Source organism: Mycolicibacter kumamotonensis, from assembly GCF_002086285.1.
Classification (GTDB): domain Bacteria; phylum Actinomycetota; class Actinomycetes; order Mycobacteriales; family Mycobacteriaceae; genus Mycobacterium; species Mycobacterium kumamotonense.
Window position 1 is genome coordinate 1 of record NZ_MVHU01000006.1, and the last position, 20,922, is coordinate 20,922.

The 20,922-nt window shown below is 68.6% G+C and carries 22 protein-coding genes; 11 read left to right on the top strand and 11 right to left on the bottom strand.

The window, feature by feature from the left end; translation table 11 throughout:
• Positions 1-1,079, bottom strand: a 1,079-nt coding sequence (locus BST28_RS05795) for a cbb3-type cytochrome c oxidase subunit I (protein ID WP_207570049.1), incomplete at its 3' end; no start/stop codon positions are given.
• 486 nt (positions 1,080-1,565) lie between these two features.
• On the opposite strand from BST28_RS05795, the gene BST28_RS05800 reads away from it, so the two are divergent.
• Entirely contained in the window at positions 1,566-2,156 is a 591-nt protein-coding gene (locus tag BST28_RS05800; protein ID WP_065289547.1) for a GNAT family N-acetyltransferase, read from the top strand.
• Positions 2,157-2,202: 46 nt separating this feature from the next.
• Here the strand turns inward: BST28_RS05800 and BST28_RS05805 are convergent, their stop codons facing one another.
• Complete coding sequence (locus tag BST28_RS05805) at positions 2,203-3,165, bottom strand: metallophosphoesterase (protein WP_083080302.1); 963 nt, start codon at positions 3,163-3,165, stop codon at positions 2,203-2,205.
• Positions 3,166-3,203: 38 nt separating this feature from the next.
• The gene (ponA2, locus tag BST28_RS05810; RefSeq protein WP_083080304.1) at positions 3,204-5,633 is read right to left on the bottom strand and encodes a transglycosylase/D,D-transpeptidase PonA2; all 2,430 of its coding nucleotides are present in this window, start codon (positions 5,631-5,633) and stop codon (positions 3,204-3,206) included.
• Positions 5,634-5,965: 332 nt separating this feature from the next.
• Between ponA2 and BST28_RS05815 the strand changes: the two genes are divergently transcribed.
• Positions 5,966-6,337: a WhiB family transcriptional regulator gene (locus tag BST28_RS05815; protein ID WP_043337059.1), complete on the top strand. Its 372-nt coding sequence runs from the start codon at positions 5,966-5,968 to the stop codon at positions 6,335-6,337.
• Between the two features lie 34 nt (positions 6,338-6,371).
• Here BST28_RS05815 and bagB read toward each other — a convergent pair whose 3' ends face one another.
• Both bagB and bagA read right to left on the bottom strand, forming a co-directional pair.
• Complete coding sequence (bagB, locus tag BST28_RS05820; protein ID WP_065289544.1) at positions 6,372-7,526, bottom strand: ATPase BagB; 1,155 nt, start codon at positions 7,524-7,526, stop codon at positions 6,372-6,374.
• Positions 7,523-8,545 carry an ATPase BagA gene (bagA, locus tag BST28_RS05825; RefSeq protein ID WP_019737649.1) on the bottom strand — a complete coding sequence of 341 codons (1,023 nt, stop codon included), beginning with the start codon at positions 8,543-8,545 and terminating at the stop codon, positions 7,523-7,525. Before bagA ends, bagB begins: the two co-directional genes overlap by 4 nt.
• A 47-nt stretch (positions 8,546-8,592) precedes the next feature.
• On the opposite strand from bagA, the gene sp36 reads away from it, so the two are divergent.
• From sp36 to BST28_RS05835, 3 genes are read left to right on the top strand one after another with little or no spacing between them, the layout of a single operon-like run.
• On the top strand, positions 8,593-8,754 hold the full coding sequence (gene sp36 / locus BST28_RS23225; RefSeq protein ID WP_019737648.1) for a Sp36 family protein: 162 nt from the start codon (positions 8,593-8,595) through the stop codon (positions 8,752-8,754).
• Positions 8,751-9,218 (top strand): RidA family protein, encoded by a 468-nt coding sequence (locus BST28_RS05830; RefSeq protein ID WP_083080305.1) that lies wholly within the window; start codon positions 8,751-8,753, stop codon positions 9,216-9,218. Before sp36 ends, BST28_RS05830 begins: the two co-directional genes overlap by 4 nt.
• Positions 9,219-9,220: 2 nt before the next feature.
• Positions 9,221-9,997 carry an MBL fold metallo-hydrolase gene (locus BST28_RS05835; protein ID WP_019737646.1) on the top strand — a complete coding sequence of 259 codons (777 nt, stop codon included), beginning with the start codon at positions 9,221-9,223 and terminating at the stop codon, positions 9,995-9,997.
• 75 nt (positions 9,998-10,072) lie between these two features.
• Here the strand turns inward: BST28_RS05835 and crp are convergent, their stop codons facing one another.
• On the bottom strand, positions 10,073-10,747 hold the full coding sequence (gene crp, locus BST28_RS05840) for a cAMP-activated global transcriptional regulator CRP (RefSeq protein ID WP_013830875.1): 675 nt from the start codon (positions 10,745-10,747) through the stop codon (positions 10,073-10,075).
• 105 nt (positions 10,748-10,852) lie between these two features.
• On the bottom strand, positions 10,853-10,993 hold the full coding sequence (locus tag BST28_RS24000) for a hypothetical protein (RefSeq protein WP_019737645.1): 141 nt from the start codon (positions 10,991-10,993) through the stop codon (positions 10,853-10,855).
• Between the two features lie 132 nt (positions 10,994-11,125).
• Here BST28_RS24000 and nth point away from each other — a divergent pair, with 132 nt between their 5' ends.
• The 4 genes from nth (at position 11,126) to marP (ending at position 14,432) form a co-directional block, all read left to right on the top strand.
• A complete protein-coding gene (gene nth, locus BST28_RS05845) occupies positions 11,126-11,806 on the top strand; it encodes an endonuclease III (protein WP_085990261.1) in 681 nt (226 codons plus the stop codon).
• A 22-nt stretch (positions 11,807-11,828) separates the two neighbouring features.
• Positions 11,829-12,452 (top strand): TlpA family protein disulfide reductase, encoded by a 624-nt coding sequence (locus BST28_RS05850; RefSeq protein ID WP_083080307.1) that lies wholly within the window; start codon positions 11,829-11,831, stop codon positions 12,450-12,452.
• Between the two features lie 88 nt (positions 12,453-12,540).
• Positions 12,541-13,242: an NUDIX hydrolase gene (locus tag BST28_RS05855; RefSeq protein WP_052312166.1), complete on the top strand. Its 702-nt coding sequence runs from the start codon at positions 12,541-12,543 to the stop codon at positions 13,240-13,242.
• On the top strand, positions 13,239-14,432 hold the full coding sequence (gene marP / locus BST28_RS05860) for an acid resistance serine protease MarP (RefSeq protein WP_019734632.1): 1,194 nt from the start codon (positions 13,239-13,241) through the stop codon (positions 14,430-14,432). The genes BST28_RS05855 and marP overlap by 4 nt, the downstream gene beginning before the upstream one ends.
• Before the next feature lie 16 nt (positions 14,433-14,448).
• Here the strand turns inward: marP and BST28_RS05865 are convergent, their stop codons facing one another.
• Together BST28_RS05865 and BST28_RS05870 are read right to left on the bottom strand one after the other, a co-directional pair.
• The gene (locus BST28_RS05865) at positions 14,449-15,399 is read right to left on the bottom strand and encodes an alpha/beta fold hydrolase (protein WP_083080308.1); all 951 of its coding nucleotides are present in this window, start codon (positions 15,397-15,399) and stop codon (positions 14,449-14,451) included.
• Positions 15,399-15,965, bottom strand: a complete 567-nt coding sequence (locus BST28_RS05870; RefSeq protein WP_019734634.1) for a phage holin family protein — start codon at positions 15,963-15,965, stop codon at positions 15,399-15,401. The genes BST28_RS05865 and BST28_RS05870 overlap by 1 nt, the downstream gene beginning before the upstream one ends.
• 188 nt (positions 15,966-16,153) lie before the next feature.
• Here BST28_RS05870 and BST28_RS05875 point away from each other — a divergent pair, with 188 nt between their 5' ends.
• Positions 16,154-16,837: a chymotrypsin family serine protease gene (locus BST28_RS05875; protein WP_420093428.1), complete on the top strand. Its 684-nt coding sequence runs from the start codon at positions 16,154-16,156 to the stop codon at positions 16,835-16,837.
• On the opposite strand, the gene acs is transcribed toward BST28_RS05875, so the two are convergent.
• Entirely contained in the window at positions 16,834-18,795 is a 1,962-nt protein-coding gene (gene acs, locus BST28_RS05880) for an acetate--CoA ligase (RefSeq protein ID WP_109560656.1), read from the bottom strand. The two genes, BST28_RS05875 and acs, sit on opposite strands and share 4 nt — an antisense overlap.
• Positions 18,796-18,834: 39 nt before the next feature.
• On the opposite strand from acs, the gene BST28_RS05885 reads away from it, so the two are divergent.
• Positions 18,835-19,581 carry a Fic family protein gene (locus BST28_RS05885; RefSeq protein WP_109510998.1) on the top strand — a complete coding sequence of 249 codons (747 nt, stop codon included), beginning with the start codon at positions 18,835-18,837 and terminating at the stop codon, positions 19,579-19,581.
• A gap of 453 nt (positions 19,582-20,034) precedes the next feature.
• Here the strand turns inward: BST28_RS05885 and BST28_RS05895 are convergent, their stop codons facing one another.
• The gene (locus BST28_RS05895; protein WP_052312168.1) at positions 20,035-20,853 is read right to left on the bottom strand and encodes an HAD-IB family hydrolase; all 819 of its coding nucleotides are present in this window, start codon (positions 20,851-20,853) and stop codon (positions 20,035-20,037) included.
• Positions 20,854-20,922: the final 69 nt, after the last annotated feature.

Sequence of the window (20,922 nt, forward strand, 5' to 3'; positions counted from 1 at the left end):
AGCATCGGCGTCTCGAAGGTCATCTGGCCCCGCCACATGGTGCCGATCCAGTTGAAGAACTTCAGCCCGGTCGGGATCGCGATCAACAGCGTCGTGAACGAAAAGAACGGGAGAAGGACGGCGCCGGTGGCGAACATGTGATGTGCCCACACCGCCGTCGAGAGCGCAGCGATGGCCAACGTCGCGTAGACCATGGTGGTGTAGCCGAACATGGGCTTGCGGGCGAACACCGGGGTGATCTCGGAGATGATGCCGAAGAACGGTAGCGCGATGATGTACACCTCGGGATGGCCGAAGAACCAGAACAGGTGTTGCCAGAGCAACTCGCCACCGTTGGCGGAGTCGTAGATATGTCCGCCCAGGTGCCGGTCGACGGCCAGGCCCAGCAGGGCCGCGGTCAGCAGCGGGAAGGCCACTATCACCATGATGCTTGTCACCAGGATGTTCCAGGTGAAGATCGGCATCCGGAACATGGTCATCCCGGGGGCGCGCATGCAGACCACGGTGGTGATCATGTTGACTCCACCCAGGATGGTGCCTAGACCGCCGACGGCCAGGCCCAGGATCCACAGGTCTGCTCCGGCGCCCGCTGAGTGCACCGCATTCGAGAGCGGAGTGTAGGCAGTCCAGCCGAAATCCGCCGGGCCTCCTGGGGTGATGAAACCGGCCAGTGCGATCGTCGCACCAAAGATGAACAGCCAGAACGAGAGCGCGTTGAGCCGCGGGAAGGCCACGTCGGGTGCGCCGATCTGCAGCGGCAGCACCAGGTTGGCGAAGCCGAACACGATCGGGGTGGCATAGAACAGCAGCATCGTCGTGCCGTGCATGGTGAATAACTGGTTGTACTGTTCGTTCGACAAGAACGCCAGCCCCGGGGCAGCCAGTTCGACACGGAGAAGCAGCGCCATCAATCCACCGACGACAAAGAAGGTGAAGCAGGCGACCACATACATGGTCCCGATCAGCTTGTGATCGGTCGTCGTGATCAACCGGTAGATGAGATCGCCGCGGGGGCCACGCCGCGCAGGGAATGGCCGGCGGACTTGTAGGCTCCGCAGCGGCGGCGACTCGGTGGTCATCGTCCGTCTCCTCAGTGGGAAATGATCATGGTGTACCGGTGTTGATGCGTGAAGGCCTGGCTGTGCTGCCGCATGCCCGTCGCGATCTGCTCCGATTCGAGAGTGCAGCCGATCGGGGTGGAGCGTCATCACCCAAAGGGTTGTTCACCCGGGTGAGTGGCGTGTGTGTGCCGGCGCACACCGTCATCACGCGTACGAACCTATTGCCTTGGCAATCAACACTTGTCGCCGCTCAGGGTGCGATAGCCGGTTCAGGTCCCCAGCTTCTCGTTAAAGGGGGTGAGGTGTCCTCATCCGTTTGCCCAATTCACCCGGGTGAGAAGGGCGTTAGTGGATACCGGCGCGCTCCTCACCCCTTGGCGACGGCGAGCGCGCCCGGTACCCTGGTGCAGAAATGTTGTGACAGAACGAAGTTGAAACGAGGCGTCACAATCATCATTTTTGCAGACGGTTTTCGCCGGATGCATTGCAACGTTAGGAATCGGGATGGTCGATCATCGCCACGTTGAATGGGACTGCGAAACGCAGCGCATCACGACGTCCCGGCTGGTCTTGCGGCACTGGCAGCTTGACGACGACCTCGCGGCGCGTGCGATATACGGTGCGCCCGAAGTGGCCCGCTGGCTATGCCCGGTTCTGCCACCCATCGCCGACAGCGCCGACATGCGTCGCATCCTGGCGTCGTGGATCGGCGAAAGCGACGCGACCGGGCTGCCGTTGGGACGGTGGGCGATCACCGACAAGGCTTCCGGAGAGGTGATCGGCGGAGTCGCCCTGCTTCCGCTGCCGCCGGGCGGGGCAGACCTGGAAATCGGATGGCAGCTGGTTCCGAAGGCCTGGGGCGGTGGCTACGGTGCCGAAGCCGGGCATGCCGTAGCCCATCAGGCATTCGAAAACCCTGGTATCACCGAGGTCTTCGCGGTCGTGCGGGCGGAAAACCGCCGCGGTGAGGCTACCGCGCGGCGGATCGGCATGGAATGGGTCGGCGAGACCGACAAGTACTATGGCCTCACCCTGCAGGTCTACCGGCTGTTGAAAGCCGATCTCGACCTCTCGGAGCCCGCTTGCGCGCCATGAACCCCCGGCCCGCACGGAACCGCTGTTGACGTGTGTCCCGTGCGGTTCAGCGGGCCGAGATGGACGGCTGCGTGGAGCCGCGGGTGCGCCGTGAATCGTCGCCGCCGGTCGGCGCGGGGACCAGCGTGAGCAGGGTGGCCTCGGGCCGGCAGGCGAACCGCACCGGCGCGAACGGCGAGGTGCCGATTCCGGCCGAGACGTGCAGGCGCATGTGGGCGCCCCATTGCGACGGCCCCTTGACCCGCGAGCGGTCCAGGCCGCAGTTGGTCACCAGCGCGCCGTAGAACGGCACGCACAGCTGGCCGCCGTGGGTGTGGCCGGCCATCACCAGCTGGTAGCCGTCGGCGGCGAAGCGGTCCAGCACGCGCGGCTCCGGGGAATGGGTCAGCCCCAGCCGCAGGGTGGCGGTCGGGTCGGCCGGGCCGGCGATGGTGTCGTAGCGGTCCCGTTCGATGTGCGGGTCGTCGACGCCGGCCGCGGCGATCCGCTGGCCGGCCAACTCGAATTCGCGACGGTTGTGGGTCAGGTCCAGCCAGCCTCGCTCGGTGAACGCCGCCCGCAGGTCCTGCCATGGCAGCGGGGTGCCGTAGACGCGATGTGTCGGCTTGGTCAGGTACTTCGCCGGGTTCTTCAGCCGCGGCCCGAAGTAGTCGTTGCTGCCGAAGACGAACACCCCCGGCACCGACAGCAGATCACCCAAGGCCTGCACCACGGCCGGCACCGCCTTCGGGTGGGCCAGGTTGTCGCCGGTGTTGACCACCAGGTCGGGTTCCAGGCGGACCAGGTCGCGCAGCCAGGCCTGTTTGCGGCGCTGGCCGGGCCGCATGTGGATGTCGCTGATGTGCAGCACCCGCAGCGGCGACGAGCCCGGCGTCAGCACCGGCATCGTCGCCTCCCGCACCACGAAGGCGTTGCGTTCGACGATCGCGCCGTAGGCCACGAGGGCCGCCGGGCCGAGCGCAGCCGATGCGGCGACAAGGGACCGGGTCAGAGCGGGTGATGCAGCCATGGGCTTCACACTACTGCGCCGCAGCAGGCGACCCGCGGTTACGGCGGCAACGGCTGCCCCGGCGCGGGCGGCGGCAGCAGCGGAATGGTGATCGGCGGCAGCCCCGGAATCTCCACCACGGTCGAGCCCACCGGTCCCAGCGGGCCGCCCTCCGGCGGCGGTGGTGGTGGCGGCGGGATGCCGTTGCTGACCTCAATGGTCACGATCGAACCGGGAATGGTCTGTCCGCTCGGCGAGGTGCCGACGACCGCGCCGGAGCGGGCGCTGCTGTTGACCCAGTTGGGTTGCTCGGCGACCTGGAACCCGCTGTCTTTGAGCCGTAGGCGCGCGGCGTCGACGTCCAGGCCGACCACGCTGGGCACTCGGGAGTTGGGGCCACCGTCGACGTAGCGCGGGTCGGTCGGCGGCATGATGACGTCGCCGAGGTTGGTGGCGATCGGCTTCATCGCGGCGAACCAGGTCCGGGCCGGCTCGTTGCCGCCGTAGAGGTCACCGTCCCCGCAATGCCGTAGCGGGAACGAGCAGAGGTCCGACGGCGAGCTGGAGTCGTCGAAGATGTAGTTCGCTGCCGCGTAGCGGTTGGTGAACCCCAGAAAGCCCGACGAGCGGTGCGCCTCGGTGGTGCCGGTCTTGCCCGACATCGGCAGGTCCCAGCCGACGGAGCCGGCCGCGGGCGCCGCCGTGCCGCCACCCTGGATGTCTTTGCTCAGCGCGTTGGCCAAGGTGTTCGCCAGCCCCTCGGGAATCACCCGGTCACAGGTCTCGGTGGTGACGGCCACCTCGTTGCCGTTGCGGTCGTAGACCTTGTCGATCGGGTTCGGTGGGCACCAGATGCCGCCGGAGGCCAGGGTGGCCGCGACGTTGGACAGCTCCAGCGCATTGACCTCGATCGGGCCCAGGGTGAACGAGCCCAGGTTCTGGCGTTTGACGAAGTCGGCCAGGCTTTCGTTGCTGTCCGGGTCGTAGTCGCGGGCGGTGCCGGGATCGGCATAGGAGCGCAGCCCCAACTTGACCGCCATGTCAACGGTGCGACCCACCCCGACCTGGGAGATCAGTTTGGCGAACGCGGTGTTGGGCGAGGTGGCCAGCGCGGTGGAGACATTCATCGGCGACCGGTAGGGCGCGACGTTGACCACGCACCAGGTCTCCTTGGGGCAGCCCTTGGCGCCGCCGCTGCCCATGCCCTTGGTCTGGAATCGGCCGGGCACCTCGAGTTCGGCGTTGATGCCCATGCCCATCTCCAGCGCGGCGGCCACCGTGAAGGTCTTGAAGATCGACCCGGCGCCGTCCCCGACCAAGGAGAACGGTTGCGGCCGCATGGTCTCACCGATGTCGCCGTTGAGCCCGTAGGTGCGGTTGCTGGCCATCGCCAGCACCGGGTGCGACTCACTGCCCGGCTTGATCACGCTCATCACGCTGGCAACGCCCTGCACGTTGGGGTTGGCGAAGTTGTCGATCGCCTGCTTGACCGGGCCCTGTACGTCGGGGTCCAGCGTGGTGTGGATGACGTAGCCGCCGCGGGCGATCTGCTCCTTGCTGATCCCGGCGCGGGCCAGGTACTCCTGCACGTAGTCGCAGAAGAAGGCCCGGTCGCCCGCTGCGATGCAACCCCGCGGCAACTCGTTGGGTTGCGGCAGGATGCCCAGCGGTTCCTCCTTGGCCGCCCGCAGCGCGTCGGCCTCCCCGGGCAGGTTCTCGATCATGGTGTCCAGCACCAGGTTCCGCCGTGCCAGCGCGCCTTCGGGATTGGTGTAGGGGTTCAGCGCGCTGGTCGACTGGACCATCCCGGCCAGCAGCGCCGACTGCTGCCAGTTCAGGTCCGCCGCGTCGACACCGAAGTAGGTCTGGGCCGCGTCCTGGATGCCGAACGAGTTGTTGCCGAACGACACCAGGTTCAGGTAGCGGGTCAGGATCTGCGGCTTGGAGAAGGTGCGGTCCAAGGTGAGCGCCATCCGGATCTCACGCAGCTTGCGGGCCGGGGTGGTCTCGATGGCCGCGCGCTTCTCGGCGTCGGTCTGGGCCAGCACCAGAAGCTGGTAGTTCTTGATGTACTGCTGCTCGAGCGTGGAGCCGCCGCGGGTGTCGATGTCCCCGGAGGCGTAGCCGGCCAGCCCGGTCAGCGTCCCCTTCCAGTCCACCCCGCTGTGCTCGGCGAACCGCTTGTCCTCGATCGAGACGATCGCCAGCTTCATGGTGTCGGCGATCTTGTCGCTGGGAATCTCGAACCGGCGCTGCGAGTACAACCACGCGATCGTGTTGCCCTTGGCGTCGACCATCGTCGTCACCGCGGGCACCTCGCCGGTGACCAACTGCGCCGAGCCGTTGGCCACCACGTCGGAGGCGCGATTGGAGATCAGGCCGATACCGCCGGCGACCGGGAACAGCAGGGCAGCAAGCAGCACTGCTGCGAGCACACAACACCCGGCCAGTTTGAGCACGGTGGGGCCGGTCGGGGGACGCTCCGACATGGCTAACACACTAACGCCGGTGGCCGGTGACGTTCGCCGACGACCCCGAACGCCGGGGCGGCCGGCGGATGCGGCGGTACCGGCGCGATGGCAGAAACGGCCGGATCCGAAACGCCCGCGGCGGTGGTTTCCCGGCCAGATCATGATCGGACGGCACGGTTGTCCCAAAAAAGGGGGCCTCTACCAGTTGCGCAGATGCCACCTGACCACCTAACTTGGACATCGAGTGCGATTCAGGTAACACTGATGACACGATGTGGCGTAGATCGCATTAGGGTCGACGTTGATGTTGAATAGGTGGCTGCCGGGGCGGCCGGGACGGAGGATCGTCAGTGTCTGTTACACGGCCAGCGGTTCAAAAGACCAGCACACCAGTGACGTCAGCTCCCCCGCCTCCCCGGACCGTCCTGCGCGGGGTCCAAGACGAGGGCAGGATCGCGTGGGTCTCCAAGGCACTGTGCCGAGGCGCCGACCCGGATGAACTCTTTGTGCGCGGAGCTGCGCAGCGCAAGGCAGCGGTGATCTGCCGGCACTGCCCGGTGGTTCTGGAATGCCTCGCCGACGCCCTGGACAACCGGGTCGAATTCGGCGTGTGGGGCGGCATGACCGAGCGGCAACGCCGCGCGCTGCTCAAGCAGCACCCCGACGTGACCTCCTGGCGGGATTACTTCGCCGCTCAGCGCAAACAGCGCGATGCTGGTTGAGGCCGGCTGAACCCGGGCTGAGCGTTCTTCGCGTCTACTTCGCGGTCAGCTGGTCGGCGATCGCGCCGAGTGCCTCCAGATCGGAGACATCGAACGGCAGCGACGGGACCCCGACGATGGGAACGCGCGGGTTGGCCCGGGTGAAGCGCGACAGCAACCGCACCTCACGCTTGGCGGTGGCACCCCGTTCGGCGTGAATCTGCAGCGCCGCGATGGTCAGCGCCTTAGCCCCGTCCGGCAGCGCCGCACCGGCCGGTTCTACCTGCAACGTTTCGATGGCGTCGATAGCGCGCTCGACGGGCAGCTCACACAGCATGGGATGGGTCCGGTTGAGGATCAGCCCGGCCAGCGGCATGTGCTCTTGGGAGAGCCGGTCGACGAAGAAGGAAGCCTCGCGCAGCGCGTCGGGCTCGGCCGCCGACACCACCACGAACTGGGTACCGCGGCGCTTGAGCAGCTCGTAGGTGCGGTCGGCCTTCTCCCGGAAGCCGCCGAAGGTGGCGTCCAGAGACTGAACGAAATTGGCCGCGTCGGAAAGCATCTGAGAACCCAGCACGGTCGACAGCGCTTTCATCGCCAAGCCGAGCGCACCGGCGACCAGCTTGCCGATGCCACGCCCGGGGCCCAGCAGCAGCTTCCACAGCCGGCTGTCCATGAAACTGCCCAGCCGCTTCGGCGCGTCCAGGAAGTCCAGGGCGTTCCGCGACGGCGGGGTGTCGACGACCACCAGGTCCCAGCGGTCTTCGGCGAGAAGCTGGCCGAGTTTCTCCATCGCCATGTACTCCTGCGTACCGGACAGCGAGGTGGCGACCGTTTGGTAGAACTGGTTGTTCAGAATGGCCTCCGCCCGCTCCGGGCCGGAGTACTGCACCACCATCTCGTCGAACGTGCGGCGCATGTCGAGCATCATCGCGTGCAGTTCACCGGGCACCTCCGGGGCCAGCGGCACCCGCTGCGGGGCGTTGCCGAGGTCGTCGATGCCCAGGGCCTGCGCCAGCCGCCGGGCCGGGTCGATGGTCAGCACCACCACGGTGCGGCCGTACTCCGCAGCCCGCAGCGCCATCGCGGCGGCCGTGGTCGTTTTGCCGACGCCACCGGCGCCACAGCAGACCACCACGCGGTTGGCGGTGTCGGCCAGGATTTCGGCCATGTCCAATGCCAGCGGCTTGCCGGCCGGGTCGGGTGTCATCGAACCCCCTGTCGGGCGAGGATCTCGGAGAGCTCGTAGAGGCTGCCGAGGTCGACACCGTCGGTGATGGTCGGCAGATGCAGCCGCGGGACCTTGAGTTGTTCCAGCTCTTCGGCGGTTTCGGTGCGGGCGCTGATGCGGGTGGCGTGCTGGATGGTCTCGGTCAGCAGGCCGGCGAAATCGTCGTCGTCCAGGGTGATCCCGGCCGCAGTCAGGCCGGCCCGGACCGCGTCGGCGTCGACGACACCCTCGGCCGCCTTGGCCAGGTCGTCGGGCTCCAGATGGGCGGGGATGTCGCGGTTGACGATCACGCTGCCGATCGGCAGGTCCAGCTCCCGCAACTCGTCGATGGCCTCCAGGGTCTCCTGCATCGGCAGGGACTCCAACAGCGTCACCAGGTGGATGGCGGTCTGGTCCGAGTGCAGCAGCTTCACCACGCCTTCGGCCTGCGAATGCACCGGTCCGCCCTTGGCCAGCTGTGACACGGCCTTGGTGACGTCGAGGAACCGGGCGATCCGGCCGGTGGGCGGCGCGTCGACCACGATCGCGTCGTAGACCGGCTTCTTGCTCTTGTCGGTCTGGATGACGTGGTATTTGATCTTGCCGGTGAGAATGACGTCGCGCAGGCCCGGCGCGATGGTGGTGGCGAACTCGACGGCACCGACACGTCGCATCGCCCGTCCGGCGATACCCAGGTTGTAGAACAAGTCGAGGTATTCCAGGAACGCGGCCTCGATGTCCATCGCCAGCGCATCGACCTCCCCGCCGTCTTCGGCGGTGGCAACCTTGAGCGGGGTGATGGGCAGCGGCGGCACGTCGAAGAGTTGCGCAATGCCTTGGCGCTCTTCGACTTCCACCAGCAGGACCCGGCGTCCGCCGGCCGCCAGCGACAACGCCAGCGCGGCCGCCACCGTCGTTTTGCCGGTGCCGCCCTTGCCGGTCACGAAATGCAGCCGGGCCTTGGTCAATCGCGAAGGCCAGCCGATGGCGGGCTCGCCGCTGGATGTGGCTGTCACCACTGCATGCTAACCAAGCGCGTGTGGGCGCTAGCGATAAGCTCGCTCCCATGAGCGAACGCACGGTGTGGGAGTACGCCAACGTCCCCTTGATCACGCACGCCACCAAGCAAATCCTCGACCAGTGGGGCGAGGATGGCTGGGAGCTGGTCACCGTGCTTCCCGGGCCGTCCGGCGAACAGCTCATCGCCTTCCTGAAACGCCCGAAATGAGCTGGCGGGCCCGGTTGACCGAACTCGGGATCGAGCTGCCCGAGATGGTCGCACCGTTGGCGGCGTACGTTCCGGCGGTGCGGACCGGCGACCTGGTCTACACCTCTGGTCAGCTGCCGATGCAGGGCGGCAAATTGGCCCGCCACGGCAAGGTCGGTGCTGACGTCAGCCCGGAGGACGCCTACGCGCTGGCCCGGATCTGCGCCCTCAATGCGCTGGCCGCCGTGGACGCCCTGGTCGGGCTGGATTCGGTGACCCGGGTGGTCAAGGTGGTCGGGTTCGTCGCCTCGGGCCCGAACTTCAACGGCCAGCCGGCCGTGATCAACGGCGCATCCGAGCTGCTCGGCGAGGTGTTCGGCGAGGCCGGCGCGCACGCCCGCTCGGCCGTCGGGGTTTCGGAGCTGCCGCTGGACGCGCCGGTGGAAGTGGAGCTGATCGTCGAGATCAGGGCAGCAGCCGGGTAAGCGTGTCACCGAGTCATCCCGCCTACGGACGGCTGCGGCCGGTCACCGAGACCGCGTCGGTGCTGCTGGCCGACAATCCGGGCCTGATGACGCTGGAAGGCACCAACACCTGGGTGTTGCGCGGGCCGGGCAGTGATGAGGTGGTGGTCGTCGACCCCGGGCCCGATGACGACGAGCACATCAGCCGGCTCGCGGAGGTCGGCAAGATCGCGCTGGTGCTGATCAGCCATCGGCACTTCGACCACACCGACGCCATCGACAAGCTGGCCGACGCGGTCGGGGTGCCGGTGTATTCGGCGGGCAGCGGATTTCAGCGCCGGCTCGGCGGTGGGCTGACCGACGGTCAGGTGATCCGTGCGGCCGGGCTGCGCATCACGGTGCTGGCCACACCCGGGCACACCGCGGACTCACTGTCGTTCGTGCTGGATGACGCCGTGCTGACCGCTGACACCGTGCTGGGCCGCGGCACCACCGTCATCGATTCCGAAGACGGCGACCTGGCGCACTATCTGGACTCTTTGCGCCGGCTGCGCGGGTTGGGCGCGCGCACGGTACTGCCCGGACACGGTCCCGAGCTGCCGGATCTCGAGGCCGCCGCCACCGGCTACCTGGCGCACCGCGAACAGCGGCTCGACCAGGTGCGCTCCGCGCTGGCCGCGCTCGGGGAGGACGCCACCGCGCGCCAGGTCGTCGAACACGTCTACACCGATGTCGACGAGGAGCTGTGGGGCGCCGCGGAGTGGTCGGTGCAGGCCCAGCTGGACTATCTGCGGGGCTGACCAACCGCGAGGCTGTAGTTAGCGCGGCCGCTACTCGCACTTTTCCGCGCCAACGACAGCCTCGGGAGAATGTAACTACCGCGCGCGGCGGGCCAGCCGCTCGGAGTCGCTGATCAGCACGCTCTTGCCCTCCAGCCGGATCCAGCCGCGATGGGCGAAGTCGGCCAAAGCCTTGTTCACCGTCTCCCGCGACGCCCCGACCAGCTGGGCGATCTCCTCCTGGGTCAGGTCGTGGGTGACCCGCAGGGCGCCGCCCTCCTGGGTGCCGAACCGCTGAGCCAGCTGCAGCAGCTGCTTGGCGACGCGACCGGGCACGTCGGTGAAGATCAGGTCGGCCAGGTTGTTGTTGGTGCGGCGCAGCCGGCGGGCCAGCACCCGCAGCAGCTGTTCGGCGATCTCGGGCCGGTCGGAGATCCACGACCGGAGCGCGTCGCGATCCATCGAGACCGCCCGCACCTCGGTGATGGTGGTCGCGCTGGAGGTCCGCGGGCCGGGGTCGAAGATCGACAACTCACCGAACATGTCCGACGGACCCATGATGGTCAGCAGGTTCTCCCGGCCGTCTGGCGACCGGCGGCCGATCTTCACTTTCCCGGAGACGATGATGTACAGCCGATCGCCGGGCTCCCCTTCGGCGAACACCGTGTGTCCGCGCGGAAAGTCCACGGGCTGAAGCTGCTTGGTCAGCGCGGCGACGGCGCTGGGCTCGACTCCCTGGAAGATTCCTGCCCTCGCCAGGATCTCGTCCACGTTGCCCCTTAAGTGCTCTTGATGAAAATATGAATCGCGCAAGCGCCAGCCGCTATCCGGCTAGCCCTCCGAGTCTACGGCTAGGCACCAGGCGACGTGCCAACGCTACACACGATTGGCGCGCCGAGTCCGGGGAAACTGCGGATTCGTGGTCTCGACCTGGTTCAACCCCGTCTCAATGCGTTCCAGCCCCACCGCTGCCAGCATCAGCAACACGGGTATGGCGGTGATCAGCAGCCAGGACACAAGGTGACAGTAAACCCGGGCAAGGTCTCGTTGCGGTCACGAATTAGTACCCTGTCGGAGGTGACAGTGGACAAATCGTCCCGCGCTGCGCGGACGGAGACCCGAACCGGGCTGGTGCGACGCGCCCGGCGAATGAATCGAACTCTGGCGCAAGCGTTTCCGGATGCTCACTGCGAACTGGACTTCACCACGCCGTTGGAGCTGGCCGTCGCCACGGTGCTGTCGGCCCAATGCACCGACGTCCGGGTGAACCTCACGACGCCCGCGCTGTTCGCCCGCTACCCGACGGCGCTGGACTACGCCCAGGCCGACCGCACCGAGCTGGAGGAGCTCATTCGGCCCACCGGTTTCTACCGCAACAAGGCGGCTTCTCTGATCAACCTGGGGCAGGCGCTCGTTGAGCGGTACGACGGTGAACTGCCCGCCAGCATGGATGAATTGGTGCGACTTCCCGGGGTGGGCCGTAAGACCGCCAACGTGATCCTGGGCAACGCCTTCGGGGTCCCGGGTATCACCGTCGACACCCACTTCGGGCGCCTGGTGCGGCGGTGGGGGTGGACCACCGAGGAGGACCCGGTCAAAGTCGAGCACGCGGTCGGTGAGCTGATCGAACGCAAGGAATGGACGCTGCTCAGCCACCGGGTGATCTTCCACGGCCGGCGGGTCTGTCACTCACGTAAACCGGCCTGCGGCGTGTGCGTGCTGGCCAAGGACTGCCCGTCCTACGGGATCGGGCCCACCGACCCGATGGAGGCCGCCGCGCTGGTCAAGGGCCCCGAGACCGAGCACCTGCTGGCCCTGGCCGGGTTGTAGCGGCCCCGCGCCGATGAGTTCGATGAGCAGCTCCACCCGCTGGACTTTGCTGGTGCTCGCGGTGGCGGTCGCGCTGGTCGTCGGACTGGTTGTCGAACTGCGCCGAGAGCCGATCGCGATGTCGCCCGGCGGTGGCACGGGCGTTGCCGGCGCCGGACAAGACCTCAACGACCTGCGCCGACGTGCCGCCCTGCCGCCCTGCCGAGTCGCCCCGGGCGACGCCGGCCCCGCTGCCCTGCGCGACGTCACCGTCGAATGCGCGGCCGACGGTGCACCCGTGGACGTGGCGGCGATGTTCGCCGGCCGGCGGGTGGTGCTGAACCTGTGGGCGTACTGGTGCCGGCCGTGCCGTGAGGAGCTGCCCGCCCTGGCCGAATACCAGCGCCGGGCCGGCCCGGACGTGACGGTGGTGACGGTGCACCAAGATGACAACCAGGCCGCCGGGCTGGCGCTGCTGACCGAGCTGGGCGTGCGGCTGCCCACCCTGCAGGACGGCCGTCGCCGGGTGGCGGCGGCGTTGCGGGTCCCCAACGTGATGCCCGCGACCGTGGTGCTGGCCGTGGACGGTAGCGTTGCCCGCATCCTGCCGCAGTCCTTCGCCACCGCCGAGGAGATCGCCGCCGCCGTGGAGGGCAGCGGGCGCTGACGTGGGCCGACCAGGATCCGGGACAGAGGGAGACGCGGTGAGAGCTGGCGATTCCCCGCCGTTGGCCCCGTCCTGGCTGCGACCGCTGATGGACAACGTCGACAAGATGCCGAAGGCCTATCTGCGCCGGCTGCCCGCCGACGTGCGCACCATGATCACCGCGGCCCACGCCCGGGCGACCATCACCGGATCCCGGCGCGACGCGGCGGTGCTGGTGTTGTTCTCCGGTCCGCCCTCCGACCAGCCGGGCGGCATACCCGAATCGGCCGACCTGCTGGTCACGGTGCGCTCCTCGACGCTGCGCCACCACGCCGGCCAGGCCGCATTCCCGGGCGGGGCAGTCGATCCCGGGGACTCCGGACCGGTGGCCACCGCGCTGCGGGAGGCCAACGAGGAGACCGGGATCGACCCGGGCCGGGTGAAACCGCTGACGGTGCTGGAGAAGGTGTTCATCGCGCCCTCGGGATTTCAGGTGGTGCCGGTGCTGGCCTACTCCGAAGATCCCGGGCCGGTGCGGGCGGTGGACCCGGCCGAGACCGCTGTGGTCGCACGGGTTCCGGTCCGGGCATTCATCAACCCCGAGAACCGGTTGATGGTTTACCGTGATGCGCGCAGTCGGCGGTGGGCCATGCCGGCGTTTCGGCTCAACGAGATGCTGGTCTGGGGATTCACCGCCCAGGTGATCTCGGCGATGTTGGATGTGGCCGGCTGGGCGCAACCCTGGGACCACACCGAGGTGCGCGGGCTGGACGAGGCCATGGCGCTGGTTGGAGGAGAAGGCGGGATATGACGTCGTCGCAGTGGCTGGACATCGCCGTGCTGGCGATCGCCTTCGTTGCCGCAGTATCCGGCTGGCGCTCCGGGGCGCTCGGCTCGCTGCTGTCCTTCGTCGGCGTAGCGCTGGGCGCGATGGCCGGGGTGCTGCTGGCACCGCACCTGATCGAGCACGTCGCCGGGGCCCGGCTCAAGCTGTTCGCGGCGCTGTTTCTGATCCTGGCCATGGTGGTCGTCGGTGAGGTCGCCGGCGTGGTGCTGGGCCGGGCGGTGCGCGGAGCGATTCGCAGCCCCGGGGTCCGGGGCCTGGACTCCATCGTCGGCGTGGTGCTGCAGTTGGTGGTGGTGCTGATCGCGGCCTGGCTGCTGGCCACCCCGCTGACCGCATCCGACCAGCCGAATCTGGCTGCCGCGGTTAACGACTCGCGGGTCTTGCGTCAGGTCGACGAACTCGCGCCGGGCTGGCTCAAGAACGTGCCGCGACGGCTGTCGGCGGTGCTCGACGACTCCGGGCTGCCCGCCGTGCTGGAACCCTTCAGCCGGACCCCGATCGCGGCCGTCGACGCGCCGGACCCGGGTCTGGCCGCCAGCCCGATCGTCGAGGCCACCGCGCCGAGTGTGCTGCGGATCCGCGGCGTGGCGCCTAACTGTCAGAAAGTCTTGGAGGGCACCGGGTTTGTGATCTCACCCAACCGGGTGATGACGAATGCGCACGTGGTCGCCGGCTCGGACAGCGTCACCGTGGAGAGCGGCACCAAGTCCTACGACGCCACGGTGATCTCCTTCGACCCCAAGGAAGACATCTCGATTCTGGCTGTGCCGGATCTGCCGTTGCCGCCCTTGGCGTTCGTCTCCTCGCCGGCCGAACCCGACACCGACGCCCTGGTGCTGGGCTACCCCGGCGGCGGGGTCTTCGAGGCGACCCCGGCCCGGGTTCGCGACACGATCAACCTCGAAGGGCCCGACATCTACCGCACCGCCACCGTCACCCGCCGGGTTTACACCATCAGAGGGACTGTGCAGCAAGGCAATTCCGGCGGGCCCATGATCGACATGGAAGGCCGGGTGCTCGGCGTGGTCTTCGGCGCGGCGGTTGACGACGCCGACACCGGGTTCGTGATGACCGCCGAGGAGGTGGCGAACCAGCTCGCCCGGATCGGTGACACCCAGCCCGTGTCGACCCAGACCTGCGTCGGGGGCGAGTGATTCGGTTCGGTCGCCGCTACACCGGCGGACCGGCGAGTTCGCCCAGGAACCGCGTCAGCTCGGCATTCACCTCATCGGGTGATTCCTCGTGGGCGAAATGTCCCACGCCGGGCAAGGTCACGTACTTACCGTGCGGGGCGTATCGCCGGGTCCGATCGACCGGGTCCGCCAGCACGTAGGGGTCGTCTTCGCCGCGCAGATGTAGCAGCGGGATCGTCAACGTGCGCACATCCAGTGCTTTCATGAACCGCCGGCCCTCGGAGCGCAGTTGGCTGCGCACCGCCCAGCGTTGGTACTCCAGCGCAGAATGTGCTGCCGAGGGAATCTGGATCGCGGTGCGCAGGTGCCCGATGGTCTCGGAGAAATCCTCGCCGGCTTGCCATTTCGCCCCGGCTCGGCTGCGTACCAGGTGTTCGATTTCGGCGCCGTCACGGCGGGTCAGGGTGTGCTCGGGCCAGAACGGTATCTGGTAGCGCAGCAACCAGGGCAGCAGCGCGCGGCCCTGATCGGCGCGGGTCAGCGCCGAATTGCGCAGCGCCGCCGGGTGCGGTGAGCTGACCACGGCGATGGCGCGCACCAGCCGCGGGTGCAGCAGCGCGGTCGCCCAGCACACCAGCCCGCCGTCGGCGTGGCCGATCAGGGTGGCCGAGGAGTGCCCCAGGGCGCGGATGAGCCCGGCGGTGTCGCCGGCCAGGGTCCAGCCGTCGTAGCCGCGGGGAGGCTTGTCGCTGCCGCCGTAGCCGCGTAGGTCGACCGCGACGACCCGCACCCCGGCGAGCCCGCGCAGCTGGTGGCGCCAGGTCCACCAGAACGAGCCGAACCCGTGCAGCAGCATCACCAGCGGCCGTGCCGTCGGCGGGCCGTCGGCCGTCGCCTCGACGACATGGAAGCGAATGCCGTTGGCGTGGATGTCCCAATGTCGCCACGGCCCGTCGATGCGGGTGATCGACGGATCCGGTGGCGGCACTACCAGCCCGAGGGATCGGTGGTCGGCTTGCCGTCCTGCGCCCCCGGCGCGTGCGGCCCCGAGGAATGCAGGCGTTCGGGGTCGGGCCGCAGCGCGTCGCGGGTCTCGCGCACCGATTCGATGGTCTGGCGCGGCCCCCGGATGCGCCGAACCCGCAGGAATCCCAGCAGCGCCAAGGCCGTGGCCACCGTCAGCATGGTGCCGAAGACGATCAGGTAGGAGGCCCAGGTCTGCAGCCAGATGTCGAGCACCTCGGCGAGGAAGAAGAAGAAAAAGAAGGTGGAGTAGAACAGCACGACCAGGGCCGCGATGAAGAACACGCTGCCGGTCAGGCCCTTCTTGACGTCGCGGGTGATCTCGGCTCGGGCGAGTTCGACCTCCGCTCGCACCAGCGTCGACATCTGCGCCGTGGCGTCCTTGACCAGATCCCCCAGCGACGGGTCGGCGGGCAGTGCGTGTGGATCGGCCAGGGGGATGGTCGCCAGGGTGTTGGGCACCCCGTTGCGGTCCGCCCGTGCTGATCTGTTCGAGGCGCGTTTTGCGTTCCTGCGATCGGCCTTGCTCACTGGCTGTCCTCCCGTTCGCTGTCGTCGCGGCTTAATGTTGCCATGCGGCAGCGGCCGGGGAGTGACCCTGGTAAAGCTGTGGCCGGATTGGGCGGACCTCGCGATAAGCTGTTTTATCCCCACGGGGGTGGAGCTGATCGGACGGGAGAACCGCTGTGCAGATCGCACGCCGCTGGCTGCTGCGCATGATGGCGATGCTGGTGACGTGCGCGACCGCCACCGCGCTGGCCCCCCTCGCCGCACCGGTCCCACGGGCCGCCGCCGACAACAAGGTGGTGATGGGCGGCGGGGCCGGCATCGTGGTCGACGGCGACACGATGTGCACACTGACGGCGATCGGCCACGACAACACCGGCGCACTGATCGGCTTCACGTCCGCGCACTGCGGCGGCCCCGGCGCGGTGGTCGCCGCCGAGGGGTCGGAGGCCAGCGGCACGATCGGCCGGATGGTGGCCGGCAACGACGGCCTGGACTACGCGGTGATCGAGTTCGACCCCGAGCGGGTGACGCCGGTGTCCAATTTCGGCGGGTTCGTCATCGCCGGCATCGGCCCGGACCCGTCCTTCGGCCAGATCGCCTGCAAGCAGGGCCGCACCACCGGCAACTCCTGCGGCGTCACCTGGGGGCCGGGCCAGGATCCGGGAACCATCGTGATGCAGGTGTGTGGCCGCCCGGGTGACTCCGGTGGGCCCGTGGTGGTGAACAACATGCTGGTCGGCATGATTCACGGGGCGTTCAGCGAGGCGCTGCCCACCTGCGTGGTCAAGTACATCCCGCTGCACACCCCCGCGGTGGTGGTGTCGATCAACGCCGTGCTGGGTGATATCAGCGCCAACGACCGGCCGGGCTCGGGTTTCGTCCCGATCGCCTAGTCCGCGGACCGGATCGCGTCGAACACGCTGGGGTCCACCAGGGTTGAGGTATCGCCGAGTGCGCGTCCGTCGGCGACGTCACGCAGCAGCCGCCGCATGATCTTGCCGCTACGGGTCTTGGGCAGTTCGGGGACCAGGTGCACGTTGCGGGGCCGCGCGATCGGTGAGATCTCCACCGTGACACGTTCACGCAGTTCGTCGATGATCGCGCCGCCGACGTCGCTGTGAGACGACGCCAGCACCACGAACGCGCAGATCCGTTGGCCGGTCTGCTCATCGAGGGCCCCGACCACCGCGGCCTCGGCCACCGCGGCGTGCCCGACCAGCGCGGATTCCACCTCGGCGGTGGAGATGCGATGCCCGGACACATTCATCACGTCGTCGATACGGCCCAGCACCCAGATGTCGCCGTCGGCGTCGTAGCGGGCGCCGTCACCGGCGAAGTACCAGCCCTGCTCGGCGAACCGCGACCAGTAGGTGTCGAGGAAGCGCTGCTCATCGCCCCAGATTCCGCGGGCCATCGACGGCCACGGCTGATCGATCACCAGATATCCCGAAACCGGCTCGCCGGCGGCGTCATTCGCTACGAGCAGATCACCATGGTCGTCGACGATGCGCGCGGAGATCCCGGGCAGCGGCCGCATTGCCGCGCCCGGCTTGGCCGCGGCCACACCGGGCAGCGGGCAGATCATCGTCGCGCCGGTCTCGGTCTGCCACCAGGTGTCGACCACCGGCACCGCGTCCGCCCCGATCACCCGCCGGTACCAGCGCCAGGCCTCCGGGTTGATCGGTTCCCCGACCGACCCCAGTAGTCGCAGACTGGACAGGTCGTGGGAGTCCGGGATCTGCCGCCCCCACTTCATGAACGTGCGGATCAGCGTCGGCGCGGTGTAATAGATTGTCACACCGTACTTCTCGATGATTTCGAAGTGCCGGTGCTGGTCCGGGAAGTCCGGGGTGCCCTCGTAGATCACCTCGGTGGCGCCGTTGGCAAGTGGCCCGTATACCGCGTAGGTGTGGCCGGTGACCCAGCCGATGTCGGCGGTGCACCAGAACACGTCGGTGTCGGCCCGCAGGTCGAACACGCAGTAGTGGGTGTAGGCGGCCTGGGTCAGGTAGCCGCCGCTGGTGTGCACGATGCCTTTCGGCTTGCCGGTGGTGCCGGAGGTGTAGAGCAGAAACAACGGCTGCTCGGCTTCGAACGCCTCCGGGGTGTGCTGCGCGGATGCCGCGTCGACCACGTCATGCCACCACAGGTCGCGGTCCGGCGCCCACGCCACCTCGCTGCCGGTGCGGCGCACCACCAGCACATGCTGCACCGACTCGGCACCGGTGACCGCCTCGTCGACCGCCGGCTTGAGCGCCGCGGCCTGTCCGCGCCGGTACTGCCCGTCGGAGGTGATCACGACCTTCGCCTGCGCGTCATCGATGCGGGATCGCAGCGCATGCGCGGAGAACCCGGCGAAGACCACGGTGTGCAGAACACCCAACCGCGCACACGCCAGCATCGCGACGATCGCCTCGGGGATCATCGGCAGGTAGATCGCCACTCGATCACCGGCGACCAGACCGAGACCGGTCAGCGCATTGGCCGCCCGGCTGACCTCGGTGAGCAACTGTGCGTAGGTGATGGTGCGGGCGTCGCCCGGCTCGCCCTCCCAGTGGATCGCCACCCGGTCGCCGTGGCCGGCCGCCACGTGACGATCCACGCAGTTGTAGGCGACGTTCAGCTTGCCGTCGGCGAACCAGCGGGCGAACGGCGCCGCCGAGTAATCCAGCACCTCGGTGAACGGCGTGTCCCAGTGCAGGCGGCGAGCCTGCTCAGCCCAGAACGCGAGCCGGTCGTCCTCGGCCGCGCGGTAGGCCTCGGCGCCGGTATTGGCGCGGGCGGCGAAGTCGGGGGAGGGCGGGTACGTCGAGGGCGAATCGGCGGGGGCGGTGTCAGGGTTCCGGCTCACGGTCAGCAGCTTAACCACCCGGCGGTAGTGTCACAGCCCGTGATCACCGACCCATTGGCCCCGCTGCTCGAATTGCCCGGCGTCGCCGAGGCCAGCGAGAAGGTCCGCGATGAGCTGGCGCGGGCGCATCGCCACAAGACCAACGTGCGGGGCTGGCGGGTCAGCGCCGCCGAGGCGTCCCTGCGGGCGGCCCGCGCGTCGTCGGTGCTCGACGGGGGCCCCACCGCGGTGGACGCGCGAGCGGCGGCCGATCCGGTGTTCGCCGGCGCCCTGCGGGTGGCCCAGGCCCTCGAGGGCGGGGAGACCGCTCTGGTGGAGGTGTGGCGGCGGGCCCCGCTGCAGGCCCTGGCCCGGCTGCACGTGTTGGCCGCCGCCGATCTGGTCGATGAAGACTACCTCGGCCGGCCGGTGGGCGGCGCCGATGTCGGGCGCCGGCTGGAGATGCTGGCCGATCTGGCCGCCGGTGGCAGCACGGTGCCGGCGCCGGTGTTCGCCGCGGTGGTACACGGTGAGCTGCTCACGCTGGCCCCGTTCGGCAGCGCCGACGGCGTGGTGGCCCGGGGGGCGGCCCGGCTGGTGACGATCGCCAGCGGGCTGGACCGGCACGGCTTGGGGGTGCCCGAGGTGACCTGGATGCGCAAGGCCGGCGAGTACCGCCGCGCGGCGCGGGATTTCGCAGCCGGTTCCACCGAGGGGGTGACCGCGTGGCTGCTGGGGTGCTGCGCCGCGATGCACGCCGGCGCGCTGGACGCGCTGGGGATAGCTGAGGCGGGCGCCAAGCGCTGATTCAGCGGCCTGGAGCGAGGCGGAGATCAAAGCGAAGCGGGCGGCGCTCCGAAGGATTCGGCTCGCCGCCCGCTAGTACGGTACACGGTTACCAAGCGTCCAACGTGGGTTGCGTGGGTGGCCTCGGCGCTCATGCGGTGTTCTTCGGCTGCTGCCCCACCCAAAGGGCTGTCGATACCGATCACGTTCCGCAATTACGCAGGCCCGCAACACTTCTGCCATCTTCGCGGCTATGGCTCCGCGTGGGTACCGCTATCCGTACTCGGAAGTGCGGCTCGGGAGATCGATCCTTCTCTTCCGGGTCGACCCTGGCCTCGCCGGGCTTCCGTGCTTCCTTTGTACTACGTGACGCATGCCACAGCAAGGCCCAATTGCCAACGGCCGGGACGACGTCACCGGATTGTGACCGCCGGCGTTTGCTGGAAGGGGTCACCCGCGGGCGATGAGGTCAGGTCAGAACGCCAGTCGGCGCAGCAGCGAGTAGGTCAGCGCCCCGGCGGCGACTGCGCTGATACCGACCGCCGCGGTGGTGGCCATAGCCGCCCCGGACGGCGCGGGGATGCGGTCGCGCAGCGACACCGGCCGCGAGAAGGTCAGCACCGGCCACCCGTGGGCGATCGCCTCCTTGCGCAGTGCCCGGTCGGGGTTGACCGCCGAGGGGTGGCCGACCGCCTGGAGCATCGGCAGGTCGGTGATCGAATCCGAATAGGCGTAGCAGTGCTCCAGCGGGTAGCCCTCCCGCGCGGCCAGCTCCCGGATGGCCTGCACCTTGCCTTCGCCGTAGCAGTAGAAGGCGATCTCGCCGGTGTACTTGCCGTCGGCGACGACCATGCGGGTCGCCATCGCGTGGGTGGCCCCCAGCGCCCTGGCGATCGGCGCGACGATCTCCTCGCCGGAGGCCGAGACCACCACGACGTCGCGGCCACACAGCTTGTGGTCGGCGATGAGCTGGGCCGCCTCGGCGAACACCAGCGGCGTGACGATGTCGTGCATCGTCTCGTTGACGATCGCTTTGACCTGTTCGACATTCCAGCCGGTGCACATGTTGGTCAGATGGCTGCGCATCCGCTCCATCTGATCGTGGTCGGCGCCGGACAGCAGCATCAGGAACTGGGCGTAGCTCGACTTGAGCACGGTGCGGCGGTTGATCAGTCCCTGGTCCATGAAAGGTTTGCTGAAAGCCAGTGCGCTGGACTTGGCGATCACGGTGTGGTCGAGGTCCAGGAAGGCCGCGGTGCGGGTTCGGCTGCCCGGCTGCTTCGGTGATCGCAGCGGCTGCGGTGGCCGGGTGCCCGGGTCGGATGCGGTCACCGCTCCAGCATAGGGGCGCGGGGTCGGACG